The sequence below is a fragment of the Hymenobacter polaris genome (assembly GCF_012927305.1).
GTDB lineage: Bacteria > Bacteroidota > Bacteroidia > Cytophagales > Hymenobacteraceae > Hymenobacter > Hymenobacter polaris.
The window spans coordinates 1,021,639-1,040,297 of the sequence record NZ_JABBGH010000002.1; the positions used below are offsets into that span (position 1 = coordinate 1,021,639).

At 64.3% G+C, this 18,659-nt stretch carries 20 protein-coding genes; 8 read left to right on the top strand and 12 right to left on the bottom strand.

Annotated features, from left to right (window positions below; translation table 11 throughout):
* Positions 1-36 precede the first annotated feature (36 nt).
* The 8 genes from HHL22_RS14545 to HHL22_RS14580 form a co-directional block, all read right to left on the bottom strand.
* Complete coding sequence (locus HHL22_RS14545) at positions 37-669, bottom strand: phosphoribosylanthranilate isomerase (protein WP_169532070.1); 633 nt, start codon at positions 667-669, stop codon at positions 37-39.
* Positions 670-685: 16 nt separating this feature from the next.
* Positions 686-1,498 carry an indole-3-glycerol phosphate synthase TrpC gene (gene trpC, locus HHL22_RS14550; RefSeq protein ID WP_169532071.1) on the bottom strand — a complete coding sequence of 271 codons (813 nt, stop codon included), beginning with the start codon at positions 1,496-1,498 and terminating at the stop codon, positions 686-688.
* 136 nt (positions 1,499-1,634) lie between these two features.
* The gene (gene trpD, locus HHL22_RS14555; RefSeq protein ID WP_169532072.1) at positions 1,635-2,633 is read right to left on the bottom strand and encodes an anthranilate phosphoribosyltransferase; all 999 of its coding nucleotides are present in this window, start codon (positions 2,631-2,633) and stop codon (positions 1,635-1,637) included.
* Positions 2,634-2,778: 145 nt separating this feature from the next.
* Positions 2,779-3,351, bottom strand: a complete 573-nt coding sequence (locus tag HHL22_RS14560; RefSeq protein WP_169532073.1) for an anthranilate synthase component II — start codon at positions 3,349-3,351, stop codon at positions 2,779-2,781.
* Between the two features lie 146 nt (positions 3,352-3,497).
* Complete coding sequence (locus HHL22_RS14565) at positions 3,498-4,943, bottom strand: anthranilate synthase component I family protein (RefSeq protein ID WP_169532074.1); 1,446 nt, start codon at positions 4,941-4,943, stop codon at positions 3,498-3,500.
* Between the two features lie 269 nt (positions 4,944-5,212).
* On the bottom strand, positions 5,213-6,685 hold the full coding sequence (locus HHL22_RS14570; protein ID WP_169532075.1) for a M56 family metallopeptidase: 1,473 nt from the start codon (positions 6,683-6,685) through the stop codon (positions 5,213-5,215).
* Complete coding sequence (locus HHL22_RS14575; RefSeq protein ID WP_169532076.1) at positions 6,678-7,055, bottom strand: BlaI/MecI/CopY family transcriptional regulator; 378 nt, start codon at positions 7,053-7,055, stop codon at positions 6,678-6,680. The genes HHL22_RS14570 and HHL22_RS14575 overlap by 8 nt, the downstream gene beginning before the upstream one ends.
* Before the next feature lie 165 nt (positions 7,056-7,220).
* A complete protein-coding gene (locus HHL22_RS14580; protein ID WP_169532077.1) occupies positions 7,221-8,060 on the bottom strand; it encodes a CvfB family protein in 840 nt (279 codons plus the stop codon).
* A gap of 241 nt (positions 8,061-8,301) precedes the next feature.
* Here HHL22_RS14580 and HHL22_RS14585 point away from each other — a divergent pair, with 241 nt between their 5' ends.
* Both HHL22_RS14585 and HHL22_RS14590 read left to right on the top strand, forming a co-directional pair.
* Positions 8,302-8,751 (top strand): energy transducer TonB, encoded by a 450-nt coding sequence (locus HHL22_RS14585; protein ID WP_169532078.1) that lies wholly within the window; start codon positions 8,302-8,304, stop codon positions 8,749-8,751.
* A gap of 87 nt (positions 8,752-8,838) precedes the next feature.
* Entirely contained in the window at positions 8,839-9,393 is a 555-nt protein-coding gene (locus HHL22_RS14590; protein ID WP_169532079.1) for a DUF4468 domain-containing protein, read from the top strand.
* Positions 9,394-9,494: 101 nt separating this feature from the next.
* Here the strand turns inward: HHL22_RS14590 and HHL22_RS14595 are convergent, their stop codons facing one another.
* Together HHL22_RS14595 and HHL22_RS14600 are read right to left on the bottom strand one after the other, a co-directional pair.
* Positions 9,495-11,441, bottom strand: coding sequence for a BamA/TamA family outer membrane protein (locus HHL22_RS14595; RefSeq protein WP_169532080.1), 1,947 nt, complete (start codon positions 11,439-11,441; stop codon positions 9,495-9,497).
* Between the two features lie 18 nt (positions 11,442-11,459).
* Positions 11,460-12,197, bottom strand: coding sequence for a hypothetical protein (locus tag HHL22_RS14600; protein WP_169532081.1), 738 nt, complete (start codon positions 12,195-12,197; stop codon positions 11,460-11,462).
* A 309-nt stretch (positions 12,198-12,506) separates the two neighbouring features.
* On the opposite strand from HHL22_RS14600, the gene HHL22_RS14605 reads away from it, so the two are divergent.
* The 3 genes from HHL22_RS14605 to HHL22_RS14615 all read left to right on the top strand — a co-directional run bounded on the left by HHL22_RS14605 (position 12,507) and on the right by HHL22_RS14615 (position 14,497).
* Positions 12,507-13,775, top strand: coding sequence for a putative DNA modification/repair radical SAM protein (locus HHL22_RS14605; RefSeq protein WP_169532468.1), 1,269 nt, complete (start codon positions 12,507-12,509; stop codon positions 13,773-13,775).
* 70 nt (positions 13,776-13,845) lie between these two features.
* The gene (locus tag HHL22_RS14610; protein WP_169532082.1) at positions 13,846-14,253 is read left to right on the top strand and encodes a hypothetical protein; all 408 of its coding nucleotides are present in this window, start codon (positions 13,846-13,848) and stop codon (positions 14,251-14,253) included.
* Positions 14,254-14,287: 34 nt separating this feature from the next.
* Positions 14,288-14,497 (top strand): hypothetical protein, encoded by a 210-nt coding sequence (locus HHL22_RS14615; RefSeq protein ID WP_169532083.1) that lies wholly within the window; start codon positions 14,288-14,290, stop codon positions 14,495-14,497.
* Position 14,498: 1 nt separating this feature from the next.
* Here the strand turns inward: HHL22_RS14615 and HHL22_RS14620 are convergent, their stop codons facing one another.
* Positions 14,499-14,882 (bottom strand): cupin domain-containing protein, encoded by a 384-nt coding sequence (locus HHL22_RS14620; RefSeq protein ID WP_169532084.1) that lies wholly within the window; start codon positions 14,880-14,882, stop codon positions 14,499-14,501.
* A gap of 113 nt (positions 14,883-14,995) precedes the next feature.
* On the opposite strand from HHL22_RS14620, the gene HHL22_RS14625 reads away from it, so the two are divergent.
* From HHL22_RS14625 to HHL22_RS14635, 3 genes are all read left to right on the top strand, one after another.
* On the top strand, positions 14,996-15,922 hold the full coding sequence (locus tag HHL22_RS14625; RefSeq protein ID WP_169532085.1) for a TIGR03915 family putative DNA repair protein: 927 nt from the start codon (positions 14,996-14,998) through the stop codon (positions 15,920-15,922).
* A 174-nt stretch (positions 15,923-16,096) separates the two neighbouring features.
* The gene (gene rfbD / locus HHL22_RS14630; protein ID WP_169532086.1) at positions 16,097-16,951 is read left to right on the top strand and encodes a dTDP-4-dehydrorhamnose reductase; all 855 of its coding nucleotides are present in this window, start codon (positions 16,097-16,099) and stop codon (positions 16,949-16,951) included.
* 26 nt (positions 16,952-16,977) lie between these two features.
* Positions 16,978-17,379 carry a hypothetical protein gene (locus HHL22_RS14635; RefSeq protein WP_169532087.1) on the top strand — a complete coding sequence of 134 codons (402 nt, stop codon included), beginning with the start codon at positions 16,978-16,980 and terminating at the stop codon, positions 17,377-17,379.
* Positions 17,380-17,385: 6 nt separating this feature from the next.
* Here HHL22_RS14635 and HHL22_RS14640 read toward each other — a convergent pair whose 3' ends face one another.
* Positions 17,386-18,588, bottom strand: a complete 1,203-nt coding sequence (locus HHL22_RS14640) for an MFS transporter (RefSeq protein ID WP_169532088.1) — start codon at positions 18,586-18,588, stop codon at positions 17,386-17,388.
* Positions 18,589-18,659 lie beyond the last annotated feature (71 nt).

Consider the following 18,659-nt stretch of genomic DNA (forward strand, 5'->3'; position numbering starts at 1 on the left):
ATGACCGCCTTTATTCTTTCATTTTTGTGCTGTCCCCTAAGCGGCCTGCTCGTGCAGGCGCGTCAGCAGGTCGCGGGTGCGGGCCACGTCCTTCAGGCCGGGTGCAGTTTCGAGCTGGCTGTTGAAGTCGAAGGCGTAGAGGTAAGGATGGCGAAAAGCTAGCACCTCGGAAAGGTTGGCCGGCCCTAGGCCCCCGCCCAGGAAAAACGGCAGCGGGCCCTGGTAGGCGTGCAGCAGCTGCCAGTCGAAGGCCTGGCCGTTGCCGCCGGGCAGCTCGCCCTTGGTGTCAAACAAGAAGTAGTCGCACACCGGCGCGTAGGCCGCGACCGAGCTAAAATCAAAGCCGGGCCCCACCGCAAACGCCTTGATGACGCCCAGGCCGGTGGCGCGCACCTGCTGGCAAAAGGCGGGCGTTTCGTGGCCGTGCAGCTGGGCGTAGTCGAGGCCGAAGCTGATGCTGGCCGCCTGGATGCTGGCCAGCGTATCGTCCACGAACACGCCGATGCGGCCAATGTGCGCAGGCAGGCTCTTGACGTGGCAGGGTTCGAGCATCTCGCCCATGTAGCGGGCCGACTTAGGCGAGAAAATAAAGCCTAGGAAGTCGGGGTCGAGGCCGGCAATCGCCGCCAGGTTGCCGGCTTGGCGCATGCCGCATACTTTAATTTTCATGCTCGCAGGGAGTGGGTTACCTCGCCAACGGTGCAGGCCGGGCGGATAGTTCGCCCACCAGCCGGCCGAGGGCGGCGGCCGGGTCGGTGGTTTTCATAAACGTTTCGCCCATCAAAAAGCCCTGGTAGCCGGCCTGGCGCAGCTGCCGGATGGTGCGGGCGTGCTCGAGGCCGCTCTCAGCCACCTTCACAAACCGGCCCGGGATGAGCGCCGCCAGCCGGGTCGAGGTGTCGATGTCGGTGGCAAAGGTGGCCAGGTTGCGGTTGTTCACGCCCACCAGGTCTACCGTGTCGCAGAGGTGGCCGGTCAGCTCGGCGGCGTCGTGCACCTCCAGCAGCACCTCCAGCCCTAGGGCCTGCGCGGCCGCGCTCAACTGCCGCACCTCCTGGGGCGTGAGGCAGGCGGCAATGAGCAGCACCAAGTCGGCACCCCAGGCGCGGGCCTCTAATAGCTGGTACTCGCTGATAATAAAGTCTTTGCGCAAGATGGGCGTGGCGGGGCAGGCCGCCCGCGCCGCCAGTAAATCGGCCGGTGTGCCGCCAAAAAAGGGCTCATCGGTGAGCACCGACAGCACCGCCGCGCCCGCCGCCGCGTAACCGGCCGTGGTAGCGCCCACCTCGGCCGCGCCGTTGATGACACCCTTGGACGGCGAGCGGCGCTTGAACTCGGCAATAATGCCCGACGAGCCCACCGCCGTGAGTGCCGCCCGCGCCGACAGCACCGGCCGCCCGAAGCCGGGCTGCGCTCGCAGCGCCTCGACCGGCGTGGCCGCCTCGCGGCGAGTTACCTCCCGGCGCTTCTCGGCAATGATTTTATCAAGGATGGTCATAGGTATAATCTACTTAAGAACGTCATACTGAGCGAAGTCGAAGCATCTCTATCGCGTAAGTAATCTTAACGTTTGAAATTAATTGTGCGGTAGAGATGCTTCGGCAAGCTCAGCATGACCGCCTTTTTAAAGGCATTTACTCACTCAGCGCCCGCAGCTTCTCAAAGGCAGCCAGCGCCCGGCCGCTGTCCAAGGACTCGGCGGCTAGCCCTAGGCCCTCTTCGATGTTGGAAGCCCGGCCGGCGGTGCGCAGTGCCAGGGCCGCGTTGGCCAGCACGGCGGCGCGGTGGGCGGCGGGCGCCTCGCCGCGCAGCACCCGCATAAAGATGTGCGCCGCCTCGGCCACCGTGTCGCCGCCAAACAGCGACTCGGGCGTGGTGGCGGGCAGATTAAAGTCGCGCGGCGTTAGCAGCTCCTCGCCCTGGCGGCCAATGAGCTTCACCGGGCCCGTGAGCGACACCTCGTCGTAGCCATCCAGGCTGTGCACAATCAGGAATTCGCGGCCGGCCTCCTGCTGGTGCAGGTAGGCGTAGAGGCGGGCCAGCTCCAGGCTGAACACGCCCACCAGCTGCAGGCGCGGGCGGGCCGGATTCACCAGCGGGCCCAGCATGTTGAAGAAGGTCTTCACGCCCAGCTCCTTGCGCAGCGGTGCCACGTTCTTCAGGGCCGGATGGAACAGCGGCGCGTGCAGAAAGCAGATATTAGCCTCGTCGAGTTGCCGCCGCAGCTGGTCGCTCTCGGCCGTGAAACGCACCCCTAGGTGCTCCAGCACCGTGCTGCTGCCGCTGATGCTCGACACGCCGTGGTTGCCGTGCTTGGCCACCGGCTGCCCCGCGCCGGCCACCACAAAGGCCGACAGCGTGCTAATATTGAAGGTGTTGCGCCCGTCGCCGCCGGTGCCGCACACGTCCATCACGTCGTAGCCCCCCAGGTCCACCGGCCGGCACAGCTCCAGTAGCGCGTTGCGGAAGCCGGCCAGCTCGTCCACCGTCACGCTGCGCATGAGGTACACCGTGAGGAAGGCCGCCATCTGGGCCGGGTTGTACTCGCCGCGGGCAATGCCCAGTACCACGCGGTGCGCCTCGTCCTGGGGCAGCGTGCGGTAAGCGAAGAGGTGGTTGAGCGTGTCTTTCATGTAGTTGGGTAAGAGAACGTCATGCTGAGCAACGCGAAGCATCTCTGCCGCGCAAGTAATCTCAACGTCAGTAAATAGTTACGCGGTAGAGATGCTTCGGCAAGCTCAGCATGACCGCCTTTTTTTGCCAGGCAAACCAGTTGGCTTAGCCCTTTATCCAGTTCGCCAGCATGGTTTTGCCGTGTTCGGTCAGCACCGACTCGGGGTGGAACTGCACGCCCTGCACGTCGTACTCGCGGTGGGCCACGGCCAGCACCTGGCCGGTTTCGTCCACTGCCGTCACGTGCAGCTCGGTGGGCACCTGCTCGGGCGCGATGGTCCAGGAGTGGTAGCGGCCCACTCGCACGTGGTCGGGCACGTCGTCGAAGAGGCGGCTGCGGCCAGCCTCGGCGGTTTGGTGCAGGGTGTGGGCCACGCCGTGGTGCACCTCGCCCAGGTTGGCCAGCTGCCCGCCAAAGGCCTCGCCGATGGCCTGGTGGCCCAGGCACACCCCTAGGATGTGCTTGGTGGGCGCGTAGCGCTGCAGCAGCGCGGGCATGATGCCGGCCTCGCTGGGCACGCCCGGCCCCGGCGAGAGCAGGATGTGCGAGTACTTCTCCACCTCGTCGAGGCTGATTTTGTCGTTGCGAAACACGTCCACCTCTTGCCCCAGCTCGCGCAGCAAGTACACGAGGTTGTAGGTGAAGGAGTCGTAGTTGTCGAGAACCAGGATGGCCATTTGATTTAAAATTTTTCTAGAACGTCATGCTGAGCTTGCCGAAGCATCTCTGCCGCATCGTTAGATAATAGAGAGCTAGTTGCGCGGTAGAGATGCTTCGGCAAGCTCAGCATGACCGCTTTTCATATTCAGCGTACCCTAGGGCCTCATACCTTCTCCGCCTGCTGCAAGGCGGCCCGGAGCGCGCCCAGCTTGTTGTGCACCTCCTGCAGCTCGCTTTCGGGCACCGACTTGGCCACCACGCCCGCGCCGGCCTGGAAGTACAGCGTATTGTCCTGGCTGAGGAAGGTGCGAATCATGATGGCGTGGTTGAAATCGCCGCCGAAGTCCAGCACCCCCAGGCAGCCGCCGTAGAAGCCGCGCTGCGTGCTCTCGTACTCGTCGATGAGCTGCACCGCCCGGTACTTGGGGGCGCCCGAGAGCGTGCCGGCCGGGAAGGTTTCGCCCACCACGTCGAGCGGCTCGGTGTTGGCCCCTAGGCTGCCTACCACCTTTGAAACCAGGTGGATAACGTGCGAGTAGTACTGGATTTCCTTGAAGCGCTCCACGGCCACTACGTCGCAGCGGCGCGAGAGGTCGTTGCGGGCCAGGTCCACCAGCATCACGTGCTCGGCGGTTTCCTTGGGGTCGTCGAGCAGCTGCTGGGCCAGGTGGGCGTCGGCCGCGTCGTCGCCGGTGCGGCGGAAGGTGCCCGCGATGGGGTAGAGCACCGCCTGCCCCTGTTTAATGACAATCTGCGACTCGGGCGACGAGCCAAACAGCTTATAGCTGCCGTAGTCGAAGAAGAATAGGTAGGGCGAGGGGTTGAGCGAGCGCAGGGCCCGGTACACGTTGAACTCGTCGCCCTGAAACTCCTGGGCGAAGCGGCGCGACAGTACAATCTGAAACACGTCGCCGCGCTGGCAGTGGTGCTGCCCTAGGCGCACCAGCTCCAGATACTCGGCGTCGGTGGCGTTGGTGGTTTCCGCGCCCGTCAGGCGGAAGGGGTGGGTGGCGAAGTTGCGGTTCTGGATGAGCGTTTCCACCTGGTCGAGCGTGTCGGGCGCGGGCTCCTCGCCCTCGGCCAGGTACTGGTGCTCAAACAAGTACAGCTCGTCCTTGAAGTGGTTGATAACGATAACGTAGCGAAACGCCTGGTACACGATGGCCGGCACCGTGCTCTCGGCCGGCTTGTCGCGCAGGGTCACATCCTCGAAGTACTGCACCGCCTCGTAGGCCATGTGCCCAAACAGCCCGTTGCTGGTGAAAGGCAGCCCCGAGGGCGCCACCGGCCGGAAGCTCTCCCGAAACGCGCGCAGCTGCCCTAGGGCCTGGCGCGGGTCGGCCAGGGTGCTCACCTGCGCCGGCTGGCCGGGATGCTGCACCGTCAGCTGGCGGCCATCCAGCTCAAAGCGGGCTACCGGGCTGAAGCACAGGTACGAGAAGCTGTTGTCGTGCCCGTGGTAGTCGGAGCTTTCGAGCAGCAGCGTGCCCACAAACTGGTCGCGCAGGCGCAGGTAGAGGCTCACCGGCGTCAGCGTATCGGCCAGCAGGCGGCGGTGGCGGCTGTGCACCAGGGTGGCGGTAGAAACTTCGGAAGAAACAGCCGACATGGCGGAAAACAGAAAACGAGAACCAATAAAAAAGCCCATTGCGGCGAGCAACGGGCTTTGGAAATTTCAGGAGGGGTTTGCACCAACCGGATATGCCTTTTTGCTCAGCCTTGAAGTAAGGGAGAGTGCCACCACCAGAGTTGCGAAGCGAAGGCGCGGGTTGACATGGGTTGGGTGCGTTTGCGGGGCAAAGGAACGACGCATTTAGCAAAAAGCCACTGCGGCTACCGTAAAAAAAATGGCACAACGCGGCAAAAAGCTGGTTTCGGCTATTTTTCCGTCACAGCGAACTCCATATTTACCAAGCCCTTATCGGAAACGGGCTGCGGGTTGATGCGGATTTCGGTGGGCACGAACAGGCCGCTGGCGGCCAGGCTACGCTGCGCCGCAATCAGCTTGGCGCGGCTAAATAGCTCACCGCTGCGCAGCCCGGTTAGCTGCACAATGGTGGCGGTGGGCACCCGGTGATTACCCTTGGTCGAAATCATATTTAAGCGCGCCGTGGGCCCCTCGGTAATCTTGAAAAGCAGGTTGGTGGTGCCATCGGGCTGGGGCGTGGCCACGGGGTCAAGCTGAAAAAACAGGTAGCCGTGGTCCATGTAGCGCGAGGTAACGTCGGTGCCCTGACCGCTGCCATCAACGGCACCTTGCAGCCTGCGTTCCAGCGTTTGGGCGTCGTACGCATCGCCCGGCTTCAGCCCTAGGGCCTCGTTGAGCTGCGCCGTGGTCAGAAAGGTATTGCCCACCCAGGTGATGGTGCCGATGCGGCCGGCCGCCGTTGCCACCGTAGGCGTGCTGACGGCGGCCGCCCTCGGCTGGGCTGCTACCGCCGGCCGGGGGCCTAGGGCCGCGGCGCCTAGCCAGGCGGCGGTGCCTACGGGCAGCACGAGCAAGAAACGCAGCTTTTTCAGGCGAGGGGTAGGGGGTGAGGTCAGCATAAGCAGGCGTTGGGCTACCTGCTGGTTGGCAAAGGAATGCACGAGCGTGCCCAGCGGCGGGGCGGCGGCCAGCTTCAGCAGCAGGTGGCCGTAGGCGGCGCGCGGGCCGGTAGGGGGCGCGGCGGCGGCATCAGCCAGGTACTCGTGCACCGTGCGCAACTGCCGCCGCAGGTAACCTACCACGCCGTTGAACCAAAAAAACCACCCTAGGGCCTCGGCCAGCAACAAATCGAGCGAATGGTACTGCGCGCCGTGCGCCTGCTCGTGCCGCAGCAGCTGCGCGTACTCGGCGGCGCTGAGCTGGGCGTGCTGAGGCGATAAAAACACGCAGTTGCCAAACGAAAAAGCCGGCTGGCCCGGCGCAGGCAACTGCACCAGCCAGCCCCGACCCAGCCGGGTGCGCGGGTAGCGCCGGGCCAGGCGGCGCAGCGCCACCAGGCCGCGCACCGTGCGCCCCGCCTGCCAGGCCACCCCCAGCCAGTAGCTGGCCAGCACCAGCGGCAGCCACGGCAGCGCCAGTGGTGGGGCTGCCGTACTGGCTAGACCCGCGGCCGGGTGCGCCACCGCCAGCGACCAGGCCGGCAGCGTGGCCAGGCCCGCGGCCGTGGGGGCCGCGAGCCCCGGCAGCCAGGTAGCGGGTGGGGCCAGCAGCGGCAGTAAGGTACTCAGTCCCAGCGCGCCCAGCAGGTAGGCGCGGTTCCAGCCGAAGGTACGTAAGGGCGCCAGCGCCAGCCAGTACAGCAGCGCAAATGCCAGCTGGCAGCCCGTGGCGGCCGCCAAGTACAGCAGCCAGGCGCTAGTCATGGCCCGGCGTGGTGGGCTCGTCGTCCAGCAGCTTACGCAGCTGCGCAATGTCCTTAGGGCTCAGGGTTTCCTCCACCATGTACGACACCAGCGCCGCCGGCGAGTTGTCGAAGTAGCGCGTGAGTAGCCGCTTAAGCGTGCCGGCGCGATATTGCGCCTTGCTAATGAGCGGGAAATACTCATACGTTTTGCCGTAGGCCCGGAAGCCCAGGTAGCCCTTCCGCTCCAGAATGCGCACCACCGACGATACCGTGTTGTAGGGCGGCTTGGGGTTGTCGGGCAAGTGTTCGATAATGTCCTTCACGAAGGCCTGCTTCAGCTTCCACAGCACCTGCATGATGGGCTCTTCCGTTTTGGTGAGTTCCTCCATGTCGTAAAAGTATAACGTATCTATCAGTCTTTAAACGTAAGAATACGTTTTATAACGTACTTGCAAGTTTAAGCACGTATAAATCTGATTATCAAGAAATGAAAATAGAAGCGTCGGAACGCTTACGCCGTGGGTGCGCCCGCGCTAGCCACGAGGCCCTAGGGGCTACTCGCCCTCCACGAGCCGGGTTTCGACTGGGCCCAGCGCTACCAGGCCTCGTTTGTAGAGCGCGCCCAGGGCTTTTTTAAACGTCTTCTTGCTGATGCCCAGGCGGCGGTACACGTCGTCGGCCAGGCTTTTGTCGCCCAGGGGCAGCGTGCCGTTGGGGCGCTCGCGCAGGGCGGCCAGCACTAGGTTGGCGGCGGTTTCTACCTCGTCGTAGCCGGCCTGGCCCAGGCGCACATCGAGCTTGCCGTCGGGGCGCACCTGGCGCAGGTGGCCGGGCAGCAGCTCGCCCAGCCGCAGCGGCCGAAAAATCTCGTTGCTGTAGAGCAGGCCCAGGTGCGTGCCGTTTACCACCACATTGTACCCTAGGGGTGTTTCTTCGGCCACCATTATCTGCACAGCGTCGCCGGGCTCACCCACGAAAGGCGCGGGGCTCAGAAACTGGCGCCACTTGCCCGAAGCCACCAGCCGGTCGCTGGCCTCGTCGAGGTACACGTACACCAGCACCCGCTCGCCGGGGCGCACCTCGCGGGGCTGGTTGCGGTAGGGCAGCAGCAGGTCCTTCTCCAGGCCCCAGTCCAGGAAAGCGCCGGCCGAACCCAGGTCGCGCACCGTGAGGGCGGCAAAGCTATCGACCACCGCTAGCGGCTCCAACGTGGTGGCAATGAGGCGGTCCTCCGAGTCGCGGTATACGAACACCCGAATCACGTCGCCCACGTGCGCGCCCACCGGGCGGTACTTCTCGGGCAGCAGCAAGTCGCCGTCGTCGCTGGTGAGGTAGAGGCCGATGCTGACCTCGCGGGCAATCTCTAAATCGTTGAAGTCGCCAAGCTGAAGCATTCGGGGGTAAAGCAGATGAGGGGATGAAGGTAGTAGCCAGGCGCCAGCCGGCCTAGGGGGGGCGCTTGGAGTGGTGCCCGAATAGTGGAGCTTAAAATAATAAAAGAAAGGATGAATTGTTCTTTTATAAGAATATTGGATTTTTGGCAATCCGCAGATAGGAAACTAACCGTAATCATTTTAGCTTTGATAAAAGGAATTAACGCATTATTATCCGTTTTATCAATCACTTGCTGTTACTATGAAAAAATTGTACTTTTTGCTGGTAGCTGGCTTGTTACTTTCCGGCTCCGCTTTCGCCCAGCGCACGCCTCCCCTGGCTACCCTCACGGCCGATGCGCCCGCGCCCGGCCGCTTGGCCAAGGCCACCTTCAGCCCCGACTCGGTATTTGTCAACCCCGACGTACTGCCGCAGTTCACGGGGGGACTGCCCGCGCTGCAAGCGTTTCTGGCCAAAAACTTGCGCTACCCCGAGCAGGCCCGCTACCTGCACGCCAAAGGCAGCGTGTACGTGCGTTTCGTGGTGAGTGCCGAAGGCCGCATCTCCGACGTGGCCGTGCTCAAGGGCCTAGGCTACGGTCTCAACGAGGAAGCCCAGCGCCTGGTGTGGTTTATGCCCCCCTGGCAGCCCGGCCGCCACAATGGCCAAGCCGTGCGCACGGCTTGCACGCTGCCCATCACGTTTCAGTAGCCGCTCGGCGCGCTGCTTTTGCCTGCCGGCCACCGCTTGGTATAACCGCTTGGTAGGCGTGCGGGCCCCGGCTGTAATTTGGCAGGCATGAAGCTTCCTCTCCTCCTCGCCGGGCTGCTGGCCCTTGTTGTATCTACTGCGCTTGCCCAAGAGGCGGAGCGCTTTAAGTATGCCGATTTGCCGATTGATGCTACCACGCACTTAGTAACTTACACGGACGTGGTGCGGGCAACGGGTGCCACCAAAGAGCAGCTTTGCTTGCGTGCGAAAGCCTGGGCCACCTCCTCGTTTATGGATAGTGAACGAGCGCCGCAGATGTTTGACGGCGCAGCGGGTACGTACAGCTGCCGGGGCGCCGTGCACTTGCCCTACGGCACCACTTACTCCATGGTGCTTGCTATTCAGGCCAAGGACGGTAGCTACAGGTACACTATCAACCAGCTATTTTACGCGTACAACGCCAGCTCCAGCGACGCGCTTTCTGGTACGCAAGCAGAATCCGTAGAGCACTGGGCGACCTACAAGAAGAAAAACCTGCATTACGTGGATGTGCGCATCCACGAAGTGCGCCAATTCCTGCCGGAGCTGCTGGCGAGCTTGCACGCCGCTATGAGCACAGAAATCCCCGAAGCTACCCGGTAGCGCCGCCAGCGCCACCGCGACTGGGCGTAAGCCAGGCGGTAGCCGCCTCGTTGGCTTGGGTTGGCCGGTTTCGGGTTTGGCCGGCCCTAGGGTCCCCCTGGCTACTGGTAGGAGTACTGCACCACGCTGGGCTGCCCAAAGCTGAAATCGGCAAACTGGTACGAGTCGCGGGCGGTTTCGAAGAGGCGCACGCCGTTGGGAGTGATTTGGCCCCTAGGGTAGAAGCCCAGCAGCACCTGGAAAGTACGCAGCGCCGTCAGCTCGTTGCGAAACCGGAAGCCGATGCCAAAGCCCGAGTAGGGCGCGCCGGTGCCGAAGGGCGAGCCGCCCCCGATGGTTTGGTTGAGAAAGGCCACGTCGGCAAAGGCCAGCACCGCCATGCGGAAGCCCGCCAGCGACAGCGGCGTGTACACGGTGCCTTCGTAGCTGGCCGTGAAGCGGCTGGTAGCCAGCTGCTGGCCTTCGGGCCGGAAGCCGCGCACCAGCCCGCTTGCCCCGCCAATACCGTTGAGCAGCACCTCGGCCGGGTAGCGGTTGAAGCCCGCCACCGCGCGGGCATTCAGCAGGTGCCGGCTTTGGTAGCTACCCAGGCGGTAGCGCCGCGTGAAGTACAGCACCTGCGCCCCTAGCAGCCCCTGCTCCCAGCCGCCGTCGCTTAGGCGGCGGTAGGTGCCGAAGCTGGTACCCACGTACAGGTAGCCCTGGCGCTCGGAGTAGCCGGCGGCCGAAATGCCCACGTTGGCGTAGAGGCGCGGGCCCACGGGGTTGGCCTCGTAGCCGCTCGTGAAGCTGAGCAGCGTGCCGGTGGGCACGTCCTCGGTGCGGCCAAAGCCGAAGAGGTACTTGTCCTTGTAGTAGCGGCGCACCGAGTAGCCCACCGCCCCCAGGTACTGGGTTTTGGTGCGGTCGTCGGGGGTGTTGCTGGGGTTGTTGAAGTGCTTCTCGTGCAGCACGCTGGCGGCGATGATGAGGCGGCCGGGGTTTTCGTAGCCCAGGTCGTAGGAGCGCAGGCGCAGGGCCCGGCCCACCCACAAACTCTGGCTGTTGTAGGAGCGAATCTGGAAATTAGGCATCTGGCCCTCGGGCACCGGCGCGTCGCGGGGCAGCACCAGGCGCAGGTTGAAGGCGTCGAAGGCCAGCGCCCCAGCCCAGCGGGCGCTGGGCGAGTAAAAGTCGCGTCGCAGGGCTGCCCCGCCCGAGTGCGACTCCCACTCGTTGAAGTAGTAGCCGTTGCCGTACACGAAGTTGCGAAACGGCAGGCGGTAAGTGCCCTCGTAGCCCCAGGTTTGGGGCAAGCCGCGGCCGTACTGGTAGCGGTTGTCGAACTGGTGCCCGAGGCCCAGGAAGTTCTGGTCGCCTAGGGTCACCACGGCCTCGGTAGCGCGGCGCAGGTCGTAGCCGCCCGTGATGCTGAACACGTCGGTAGTGAGCACCAGAATGTCCACGCTGTCGCGGGTGGCGGTGGCCTCGTTCACCAGCACGCGGGCGTCGAGTATCTCGTCGGTTTGGCGCAGCAGACGCTCGCTTTCGGCCAGGGCCTGGGGCTGCAGCGGCTGCCCCATCCGAAACAGCAGCAACTGCCGAATGCGCGAGCGCGCCGTGCGAATGTGCAGCACGTTGCCCCCGCGCTCCACTAGGGTGCGCGGCTGGCGCAGCGAGTCGTTGAGGCTGTAGCCAAAGGCGTCGAAGGGCCGGATGGTGACGCGGCGCACAATCTTGAAGTTGTGCTGGTCGAACTGCCGGTTCAGCAGCACCGCGTCGAGGCCGTGGTCTTCCTGCTGGGGCTTGGTAAGGCGAAAAAAAGCGCTAATGGCGCGCCCCGCAATGGTTTTGCGCCGGGCGTAGCGCTCCAGCGTCAGGCGCAGCCGGTCCTCATCGAAGCGCCGACTCAGCGAGTCGGTGGGCAGCGCCAGCTCGGCCTCGGCCGCGTGCAGCGAGTCGGGTGGCACGGCCAGGCGGGGCGAAAACTCCTGGGCCCGCGCCAATTGGCTGCCCAGCAAAAGCAGGCAGGCCAGGCAGCAGCTAAACCAGGTAAGACACGGGCGCACAACAACAAAGTAAGCGCCCTAGGGGGCCTGCTTCCGCACCAGGCCCTTGTCGGTCAGCTGCACGGTGGTGGGGTCGAAGCCCATGTTTTGCTGGGCCACCTGGCGGGCGCGCTGGGCCAGGGTGGCGCTGGCGGCCGCATCCTGCGTGGTTTCGGCGCCGCTCTGGGCCTGGTTGAGCAGCAGGCTTTGCAGGTGCAGGTAGTCGGCCAACTGCTGGCGCTGGGCGCTGGTGCGCAGGCGGCCGGCCAGGCTGGGCAGGGTGCACACGCGGCGCAGCTGGCGGCGCAGGCCGGCCACTTGGGCGGCGGTGGGCGGCGCGGTCACCTCGTTAGCGCAGAGGTAGAGCACCAGCCAGTTGGCCGTCAGGGCATCAGCCACGTTGTTGAGGGTGAGGCCGTAGGCTTGCATGGCCTGGCCCCAGGCCGCCAGCACGTCTTTGCTGGCAAAAAGCTGCCCTAGCTGCTCGCCCGCCGCTTCGTTGGTCAGCTTCACTTGCCGCACCGTCAGGGCCTCGGCCCGGCGCGTAATGGCCGCCTCGCGCCGGAAGGGCAGCGTGGCGCTGGTAGCTGGCGCCACCCTAGGGCCCTGGGCGCGGCCGGCCGGGCGGCTGGCCGCGGGGCCAAACAGCAGGTTGGTAATGGCGCGCGAGCTGGTGCCGCCCGCCACCGTGGGCGGCGCATCCTGGGCGACGGCTGGCGCCCCCAGCCCCAGGGCAAGCAGCAGCGGCCAAACGGCTTTCTTGAAAAAAGGCAGCATAGCAAATGGGTGGCAGGCCGGCAGCGGCCCCGCGGCAAAGGTCGGGCCTAGGGCACCAACCGGGCCCTAGGGCTGCCCGCCGCGGCGCTTGCGCCGGACGCGTAAAACCAGCTGCGTGCCCCCCGCCCGCCGGTTCTGCGCGGCCCCCGAGCGGCTAATGGCTGGTGCAACTGCGGCGCCGGCCTGTCAAGCCAAGTAGTAGGTATAAAACTGCGCGGGCAAGAAACTTTTTCTAAAAAAATTAGCTTACCAAGGGCTATCTTTCACTTGGCGTATTCTACATTTACGCCCACTTACGTCCTCATCCGCATGAACGAGCGCATCCAGGAGAAGCTAAGCATCTTAGCCGACGCCGCCAAGTACGACGTGTCGTGCAGCAGCAGCGGCGGCAAGCGCAAAAACGAGCAAAAAGGCCTGGGCAACGCCGAGGGCATGGGCATCTGCCACAGCTACACCGAGGACGGACGCTGCGTGAGCTTGCTCAAGATTCTGCTCACCAACCACTGCATCTTCGACTGCGCCTACTGCGTGTCGCGCCGCTCGAACGACGTGAAGCGCGCCGCCTTTACGGTGGAAGAAGTGGTGGACTTGACCATCAACTTCTACCGCCGCAACTACATCGAGGGTCTGTTTTTGAGCAGCGGCATCTTTTCGAGCCCCGACTACACCATGGAGCGGCTGGTGCGCATCGTGCGCACGCTGCGCACCGTGCACAAGTTCAACGGCTACATCCACGTCAAGACCATTCCCGGCGCCAGCGAGGAGCTAATTGCCGAGGCCGGGATGTACGCCGACCGCCTGAGCGTGAACATCGAGCTGCCCTCGGAGCTGGCCTTGCAAACGCTGGCGCCCGAGAAAAACTACCAGGAGATTCTGACGCCGATGGCCCAGATTCGGGACGGCATCATTCAAAACAAGGAGGAAAAGGCGCTTTTTAAGAAAGTGCCCCAGTTTGCCACTGCCGGCCAAAGCACGCAGCTTATCGTGGGCGCCTCGCAGGAGAATGACCTGCAGATTATTAAGCTCTCCGACTCGCTCTACCAGGGCTACGGGCTGAAGCGCGTGTACTACTCGGGCTACGTGCCCGTGACCGACGATGCGCGCCTGCCGCAGGTGACCCAGCCGCCGCTCATTCGCGAGCACCGGCTCTACCAAACCGACTGGCTGATGCGCTTTTACGGCTTCGAGGCCGACGAGATTCTGGACCCCGCGCACCCGTACCTGGACCTGGAGATTGACCCCAAGCTGGCCTGGGCGTTGCGCAACCGCCACCTGTTTCCGGTGGATGTGAACACCGCCGACCGAGCACTGCTGCTGCGCATTCCGGGCGTGGGCGCGCGCTCCGTCGAGCGCATCGTGCAGGCCCGCCGCTTCGCTAGCCTCACGGCCGAAACCCTGAAGCAGCTGGGCGTGGTCATGCGCCGGGCGCGCCACTTCATGACGTACCGCGGCGCGGCCCCGGCCGCCCTGGGCGAGCTGGACGAGCAGCAGATTCGGCGGCAGGTGCTGTTTGGGGGCAAGGCCGTGCGCTCGGCCCTCGTCACGCAGCAGCTCGACTTGTTTGCCCAGGCCGGCTAGCGGGCCTAGGGCATACCAGCCAGTCCTGCTGCCGCGTTGCCTGTGTTCAACGCTTTCACTTGTAGCACCTATGAAACTTTCGCTGCTGACTGGTTTGCTTACGGCTACCCTCGCGCTGCCCGGCTGCCTGGCCGTGAGCGAGCCCGTGTGCCAGTCCACCATTCTGGTGCCCATCACCACCGCGACGGGCCCGCGCACGGCTACGGTGGGCCAGGCCGTGACCTACAACCTGGTGTATAGCATTGGCAATGACTGCGGTACATTCGGCAATATTGTGACCAATACCATCAACAATACCGATGGCACCACCGTGCAGCAGGTAGGCGTGAATGGCAGCTACACCGGCTGCTCGTGCAACGCCACCACGACTTCCTCGCAAACCACTTACCAGTTTACGCCTACCAAGGCCGGCACCTACTACGTGCAGTTTCTGACAACCAACAACGCGTACCTCACGGATACGCTAACGGTGCGCTAACCAGCTTTTCAGGTTGATTACTAACGCTCACGCCATGAAAATTACTCACCGCGCCCCCGCCGACGCGTCGGCCCCTGCCGCTGCTACTGCCACCCCGGCCCTAGGCCCCCTGGGCACCGATAAGGCCCCGCGCTTGGCCATGTGCTGCCGCCTCTCGGAGCTGCTGCCGCTGGTGCGCCAGGCGCACGATGCCGCCCGCGATGCCCGCCGGGGCCGCGAAGAGCAGCCGGGCGTGGCGGCGTAGGTTAGCTTTTCGCGGGCCGCGTCAGCCCCAGGCGCGCCACGGTTTCGCCCTCAAAGTCGAACTGAATGAGCACAGCCGGCTCGGTGCCCACCACCCAGCCGTCGTGGCCGGGCGCGATGGCCACCACCTGCGGGGCCACGTAGTCCTCCACGCCGCCGTCGGCGTACTCGATGCGCAGGTGGCCCGCCGCCAGAAAGCCCACGTGCGCGTGCTGGCACAGCGCGGTGCCAATGAGTGGCTTCAGGTGCTGCGACCAGCGGAAGCCGGCTGGGTACACCACCCGCTTCACCCGCGAGTTGCCGGTGCGCACGGTGTCAATCAGCACGCCGCCCATTTCGCGGTGGTCGGCGTTTTTCAGGGGGGCTAGCAAATCGGTAGTCGCCATTGGGTGAAGGGGTTAGGTGGGAGGCATGAAGGTAAGCACCGATTGGCGCCGCGCAACCAGCCGCGAGCCGTTGATTTTTACGTGAAAAAGGCTGGCTTGCTGGCCCCACCCCCATGAAATCCCTTATTCGCCCCGCTGCGCCGGCCAGCACGGCCCTAGGGCCGGTGGTGCCGCGCCCGCCCGCCCCCGAGCTGCACCAGCCGCCCACCGACTACACCTACGACAACTCGTTTGAGGGGCTGCTCACGGTGCTGTTTCGGGTGTATGAGCGGCGCTCGGCCCCCAACAGCATTCAGCCCGCCGCGGCGGTGCAGGGCGGTTTGTTTGCCCAGGCCGTGGCTATCGAAACCGAGGAGGCGCTGGCCACCCGCACCTGGGAGGGCCTGCTACGCTTTATGCCCGAGGCGGCGCGGGCGCGGCTCTACCACGTGTTTTTGAGCGAGGACCCGGAGCGCGAGCTGCTCATTTTTCGCTTTGCCGATATGGCCCTGCGCGCCGGGCGCGACATCTCGGAAAACTACGCCGACGCCACCGTGCGCCGCTGCCAGCGCCTGGCCCAGCAGCTGTTTCGCGAGAAGCACCGCATGGAAGCGTTTGTGCGCTTTGAGAAGGCGCAGGATGGCCTGTTTCACGCCAGCATCGAGCCCGACTTCGACGTGCTGCCCCTCATTGCCAGCCACTTCACCAAGCGCTACGCCGACCAGCGCTGGCTGATATTTGACAAGAAGCGCCGCTACGGCCTCTACTACGACCTGCACCGCACCGACGTGATTGAGCTGACCGAGGCTGGCGCCGCCCCTAGGGCCGGCGAGGTGTCGGCCACGGTGCTCGACGAGCGCGAGCCCCTGTTTAAGCTGCTCTGGCAGAGCTACTTCGACCACGCCAACATCCCCGAGCGCCGCAACCTTAAGCTGCACCAGCGCCACATGCCCCGCCGCTACTGGAAGTACCTGAGTGAGAAGCAGCCCCGCGAGCGCCGCTTCGAGCCGATAAAGAACAAGCGCGGGCCGAACGGCTCGCTAGGGCCCACCGCGCAGTAGCGCCGGGTTCCGGCTTGGCAGGCGCCCGCTAACTTCGCGTCGGTAAAGTCAGCTGTCATTGCGAGCCTGCGAAGCAATCGCACCGGAACAGTCGGCCTAGGGATTGTCTAACAGCATAACGTTCTGGTGCGATTGCTTCGCAGGCTCGCAATGACAGACAGAAAATAGCAGTCGATGCAAAGTATACTGGTATTTGGGGCCTCGGGCCAATTAGGGCAGTGCCTGGCGCACGTGGCGAAGGAGCGCAACCTGTCGGGCCTGGTATTTCCGCCCGAAGCCCAGGCGAATATCCTGAACCCCGAGGGCCTGCGGGCGCTATTTGCGCAGCACCACCCCGCCTACGCCATCAACTGCGCCGCCTACACGGCCGTGGACAAGGCCGAGGACGAGGTGGAAATAGCCCGCCGGGTGAACCGCGACGGCGCCGAAAATCTGGCCCGCCTCTGCGCCGAATTCGATGCGGTGCTACTCCAGATTTCGACCGATTTCGTGTTTGCCGGCACCGGCAACCAGCCCCTGACCGAAACCGACCCCGCCGAGCCCCTAGGGGTGTACGGCCTCACCAAGCTGGAGGGCGAGCAGGCCGTAGCCGCCGCCACCGATAAGTATTTTACGCTGCGCACCAGCTGGCTGTACTCGCAATACGCGGGCAACTTCGTGAAAACCATGCTCAAGCTGGGCGCCGAGCGCGAGGAGCTGCGTATCATCTGGGACCAGGTGGGCACGCCCTGCTACGCCATCGACCTGGCCGGCGCCCTGCTCACCATCATCGAAAGCCAGAGCACCGCCTACGGCCTCTACCACTACAGCAACGAGGGCCTCACTTCGTGGTACGACTTCGCCACCGCCATCTTCGAGCTAGCCGGCCTGCCCACCCGCACCGTGCCCATCCGCACCGCCGAGTACCCCACTAAGGCCACCCGCCCCGCCTACTCGGTCATGGACAAGACCAAGATAAAGCAGACCCTAGGGCTCACGATTCCGCACTGGCGCGCAAGTTTGGCGGTGTGTATTAAGGCGCTGGGGTGATACCTATGTAGGCGTTGAAATATTTAATGACAATGCATCTGCATGCATTTATAGAATCGTTTATTGACAAACGATATAAAAAGCAATGGCTGTATGACTTAGAACATATTAGGCTGGGTCATAATTCTGTCAAAGGCATGGATGCATTATGGCGCGAACTTGACGACCGCTACTGCATTCAACTGCCTAAAGGAGATAAGCGGCACAATATTGATTTTGTGCGTCAGGCGATTGCACCTTACAAACTAACCGTATGCTATGTGTCGTCTGCTGACGAGAAACTTAATGAGCAAACCATGCCTATTGATGAGGCTCTCGATAAAATTATTGGAAGTATTACGACAACTATAGTTTCCTTTATTCCTGGTAAAGTAGCCTATTTTGAGGGACACTCCCCTGGTGACCGGTACATATGTATTAGGAAATAGCAATAGCTATGTATCGCTGCGCCGATACCCCAAATGCACCGCCAGCGCCAGCAGCACGAAGCTGCCGCCGGCTACGCACACGCCCGGCCAGCCGTAGTGCATCCAGGCCCAGCCGCCGACAACCGACCCTAGGGAGCCACCCGTGAAGTAGCCCGTCATGTACACCGTGTTGAGGCGACTGCGGGCCTCGGGGCGCAGCGAAAACACCAGCGTCTGGTTGGAGATATGGGCCGCCTGCACGCCCACGTCGAGCAGCAGCACGCCAATGACGAGGCCCACGAGCCAGCCGCCTCCTAGGCCCAGCACCAGGTAGCCAGCCAGGGCCAGGGCCACGCCCATCAGGATGGCGAAGCGCGGGCCGCGCTCGTCGGCGGCCCGGCCGGCCAGCGAGGCGGCCAGGGCCCCGGCGGCGCCCACTAGGCCAAAGAGGCCGGCCACATCGGCGCCGTAGTGGTAGGTGGGGCTTTCGAGGTAAAAAACCAGGGTGGTCCAGAACACGCTAAAGCTGGCAAACACGCTGGCGCCCACCAGCGCCGAGCGCCGCAAGTCGGGCAGCTCGCGCCCTAAGGTCAGCAGCGAGCCCATCAGCTCGCGGTAGCTGCCCCGGAAGCTGGGATAGCTGCGCGGCAGCTGCCAGGCCAGCAGCGCCCCTAGGGCCAGCATGAGGCCCGCCGCGCCGCCAAACACCGTGCGCCAGCCGCCCAAATGCGCCGCCACGAAGCCGCTGACGGTGCGCGACAGCAAGATGCCCAGCAGCAGCCCGCTCATAATGCGGCCCACGATGCGGCCCCGGTCGGCCTCGGGGGCCAGGTGGGCGGCCATGGGCAGCAGCAGCTGCGGCACCGCCGAGCACAGCCCAATAAGCACGCTAGCCCCTGCCAGCACCCAGAAAGTAGGCGCCAGCGCCGCCCCCGCCAGGCAGGCCGCTGCCCCGCCCAGCAACCACAAAATGAAGCGCTTACGCTCCAGTTTATCCCCCAGGGGTACCAGCAGCAGCATCCCCAGCGTGTAGCCCACTTGGGTAGCCGTGGCCACGAGGCTGGCCCGGCTGTCGCTCACGCCGAAGCTGCGCCCGATGGCGGCCAGCAGCGGCTGGTTATAGTAGATATTGGCTACCACCAGCCCGCAGGCGAGGGCCAGCAGCCACACCAGGCCGCCGGAGAGGCGGGTGGTGGGTGGGGCAGGGGTAGCGAGTAACGTATTCGGCATAGTGCCTTCTCAAACTGCTGGCTCGGCGCGAAGGTTGCCCCTAGGGTGGTTTTCACCCTGACGCCGTTGCC

Excerpts from the sequence above, each read along its gene's own strand:
- HHL22_RS14545 (WP_169532070.1), bottom strand. The coding sequence starts at position 669 with ATGAAAATTAAAGTATGCGGCATGCGCCAAGCCGGCAACCTGGCGGCG.
- trpC (WP_169532071.1), bottom strand. The coding sequence starts at position 1,498 with ATGACCATCCTTGATAAAATCATTGCCGAGAAGCGCCGGGAGGTAACT.
- trpD (WP_169532072.1), bottom strand. The coding sequence starts at position 2,633 with ATGAAAGACACGCTCAACCACCTCTTCGCTTACCGCACGCTGCCCCAG.
- HHL22_RS14560 (WP_169532073.1), bottom strand. The coding sequence starts at position 3,351 with ATGGCCATCCTGGTTCTCGACAACTACGACTCCTTCACCTACAACCTC.
- HHL22_RS14565 (WP_169532074.1), bottom strand. The coding sequence starts at position 4,943 with ATGTCGGCTGTTTCTTCCGAAGTTTCTACCGCCACCCTGGTGCACAGC.
- HHL22_RS14570 (WP_169532075.1), bottom strand. The coding sequence starts at position 6,685 with ATGACTAGCGCCTGGCTGCTGTACTTGGCGGCCGCCACGGGCTGCCAG.
- HHL22_RS14575 (WP_169532076.1), bottom strand. The coding sequence starts at position 7,055 with ATGGAGGAACTCACCAAAACGGAAGAGCCCATCATGCAGGTGCTGTGG.
- HHL22_RS14580 (WP_169532077.1), bottom strand. The coding sequence starts at position 8,060 with ATGCTTCAGCTTGGCGACTTCAACGATTTAGAGATTGCCCGCGAGGTC.
- HHL22_RS14585 (WP_169532078.1), top strand. The coding sequence starts at position 8,302 with ATGAAAAAATTGTACTTTTTGCTGGTAGCTGGCTTGTTACTTTCCGGC.
- HHL22_RS14590 (WP_169532079.1), top strand. The coding sequence starts at position 8,839 with ATGAAGCTTCCTCTCCTCCTCGCCGGGCTGCTGGCCCTTGTTGTATCT.
- HHL22_RS14600 (WP_169532081.1), bottom strand. The coding sequence starts at position 12,197 with ATGCTGCCTTTTTTCAAGAAAGCCGTTTGGCCGCTGCTGCTTGCCCTG.
- HHL22_RS14605 (WP_169532468.1), top strand. The coding sequence starts at position 12,507 with ATGAACGAGCGCATCCAGGAGAAGCTAAGCATCTTAGCCGACGCCGCC.
- HHL22_RS14610 (WP_169532082.1), top strand. The coding sequence starts at position 13,846 with ATGAAACTTTCGCTGCTGACTGGTTTGCTTACGGCTACCCTCGCGCTG.
- HHL22_RS14615 (WP_169532083.1), top strand. The coding sequence starts at position 14,288 with ATGAAAATTACTCACCGCGCCCCCGCCGACGCGTCGGCCCCTGCCGCT.
- HHL22_RS14620 (WP_169532084.1), bottom strand. The coding sequence starts at position 14,882 with ATGGCGACTACCGATTTGCTAGCCCCCCTGAAAAACGCCGACCACCGC.
- HHL22_RS14625 (WP_169532085.1), top strand. The coding sequence starts at position 14,996 with ATGAAATCCCTTATTCGCCCCGCTGCGCCGGCCAGCACGGCCCTAGGG.
- rfbD (WP_169532086.1), top strand. The coding sequence starts at position 16,097 with ATGCAAAGTATACTGGTATTTGGGGCCTCGGGCCAATTAGGGCAGTGC.
- HHL22_RS14635 (WP_169532087.1), top strand. The coding sequence starts at position 16,978 with ATGACAATGCATCTGCATGCATTTATAGAATCGTTTATTGACAAACGA.
- HHL22_RS14640 (WP_169532088.1), bottom strand. The coding sequence starts at position 18,588 with ATGCCGAATACGTTACTCGCTACCCCTGCCCCACCCACCACCCGCCTC.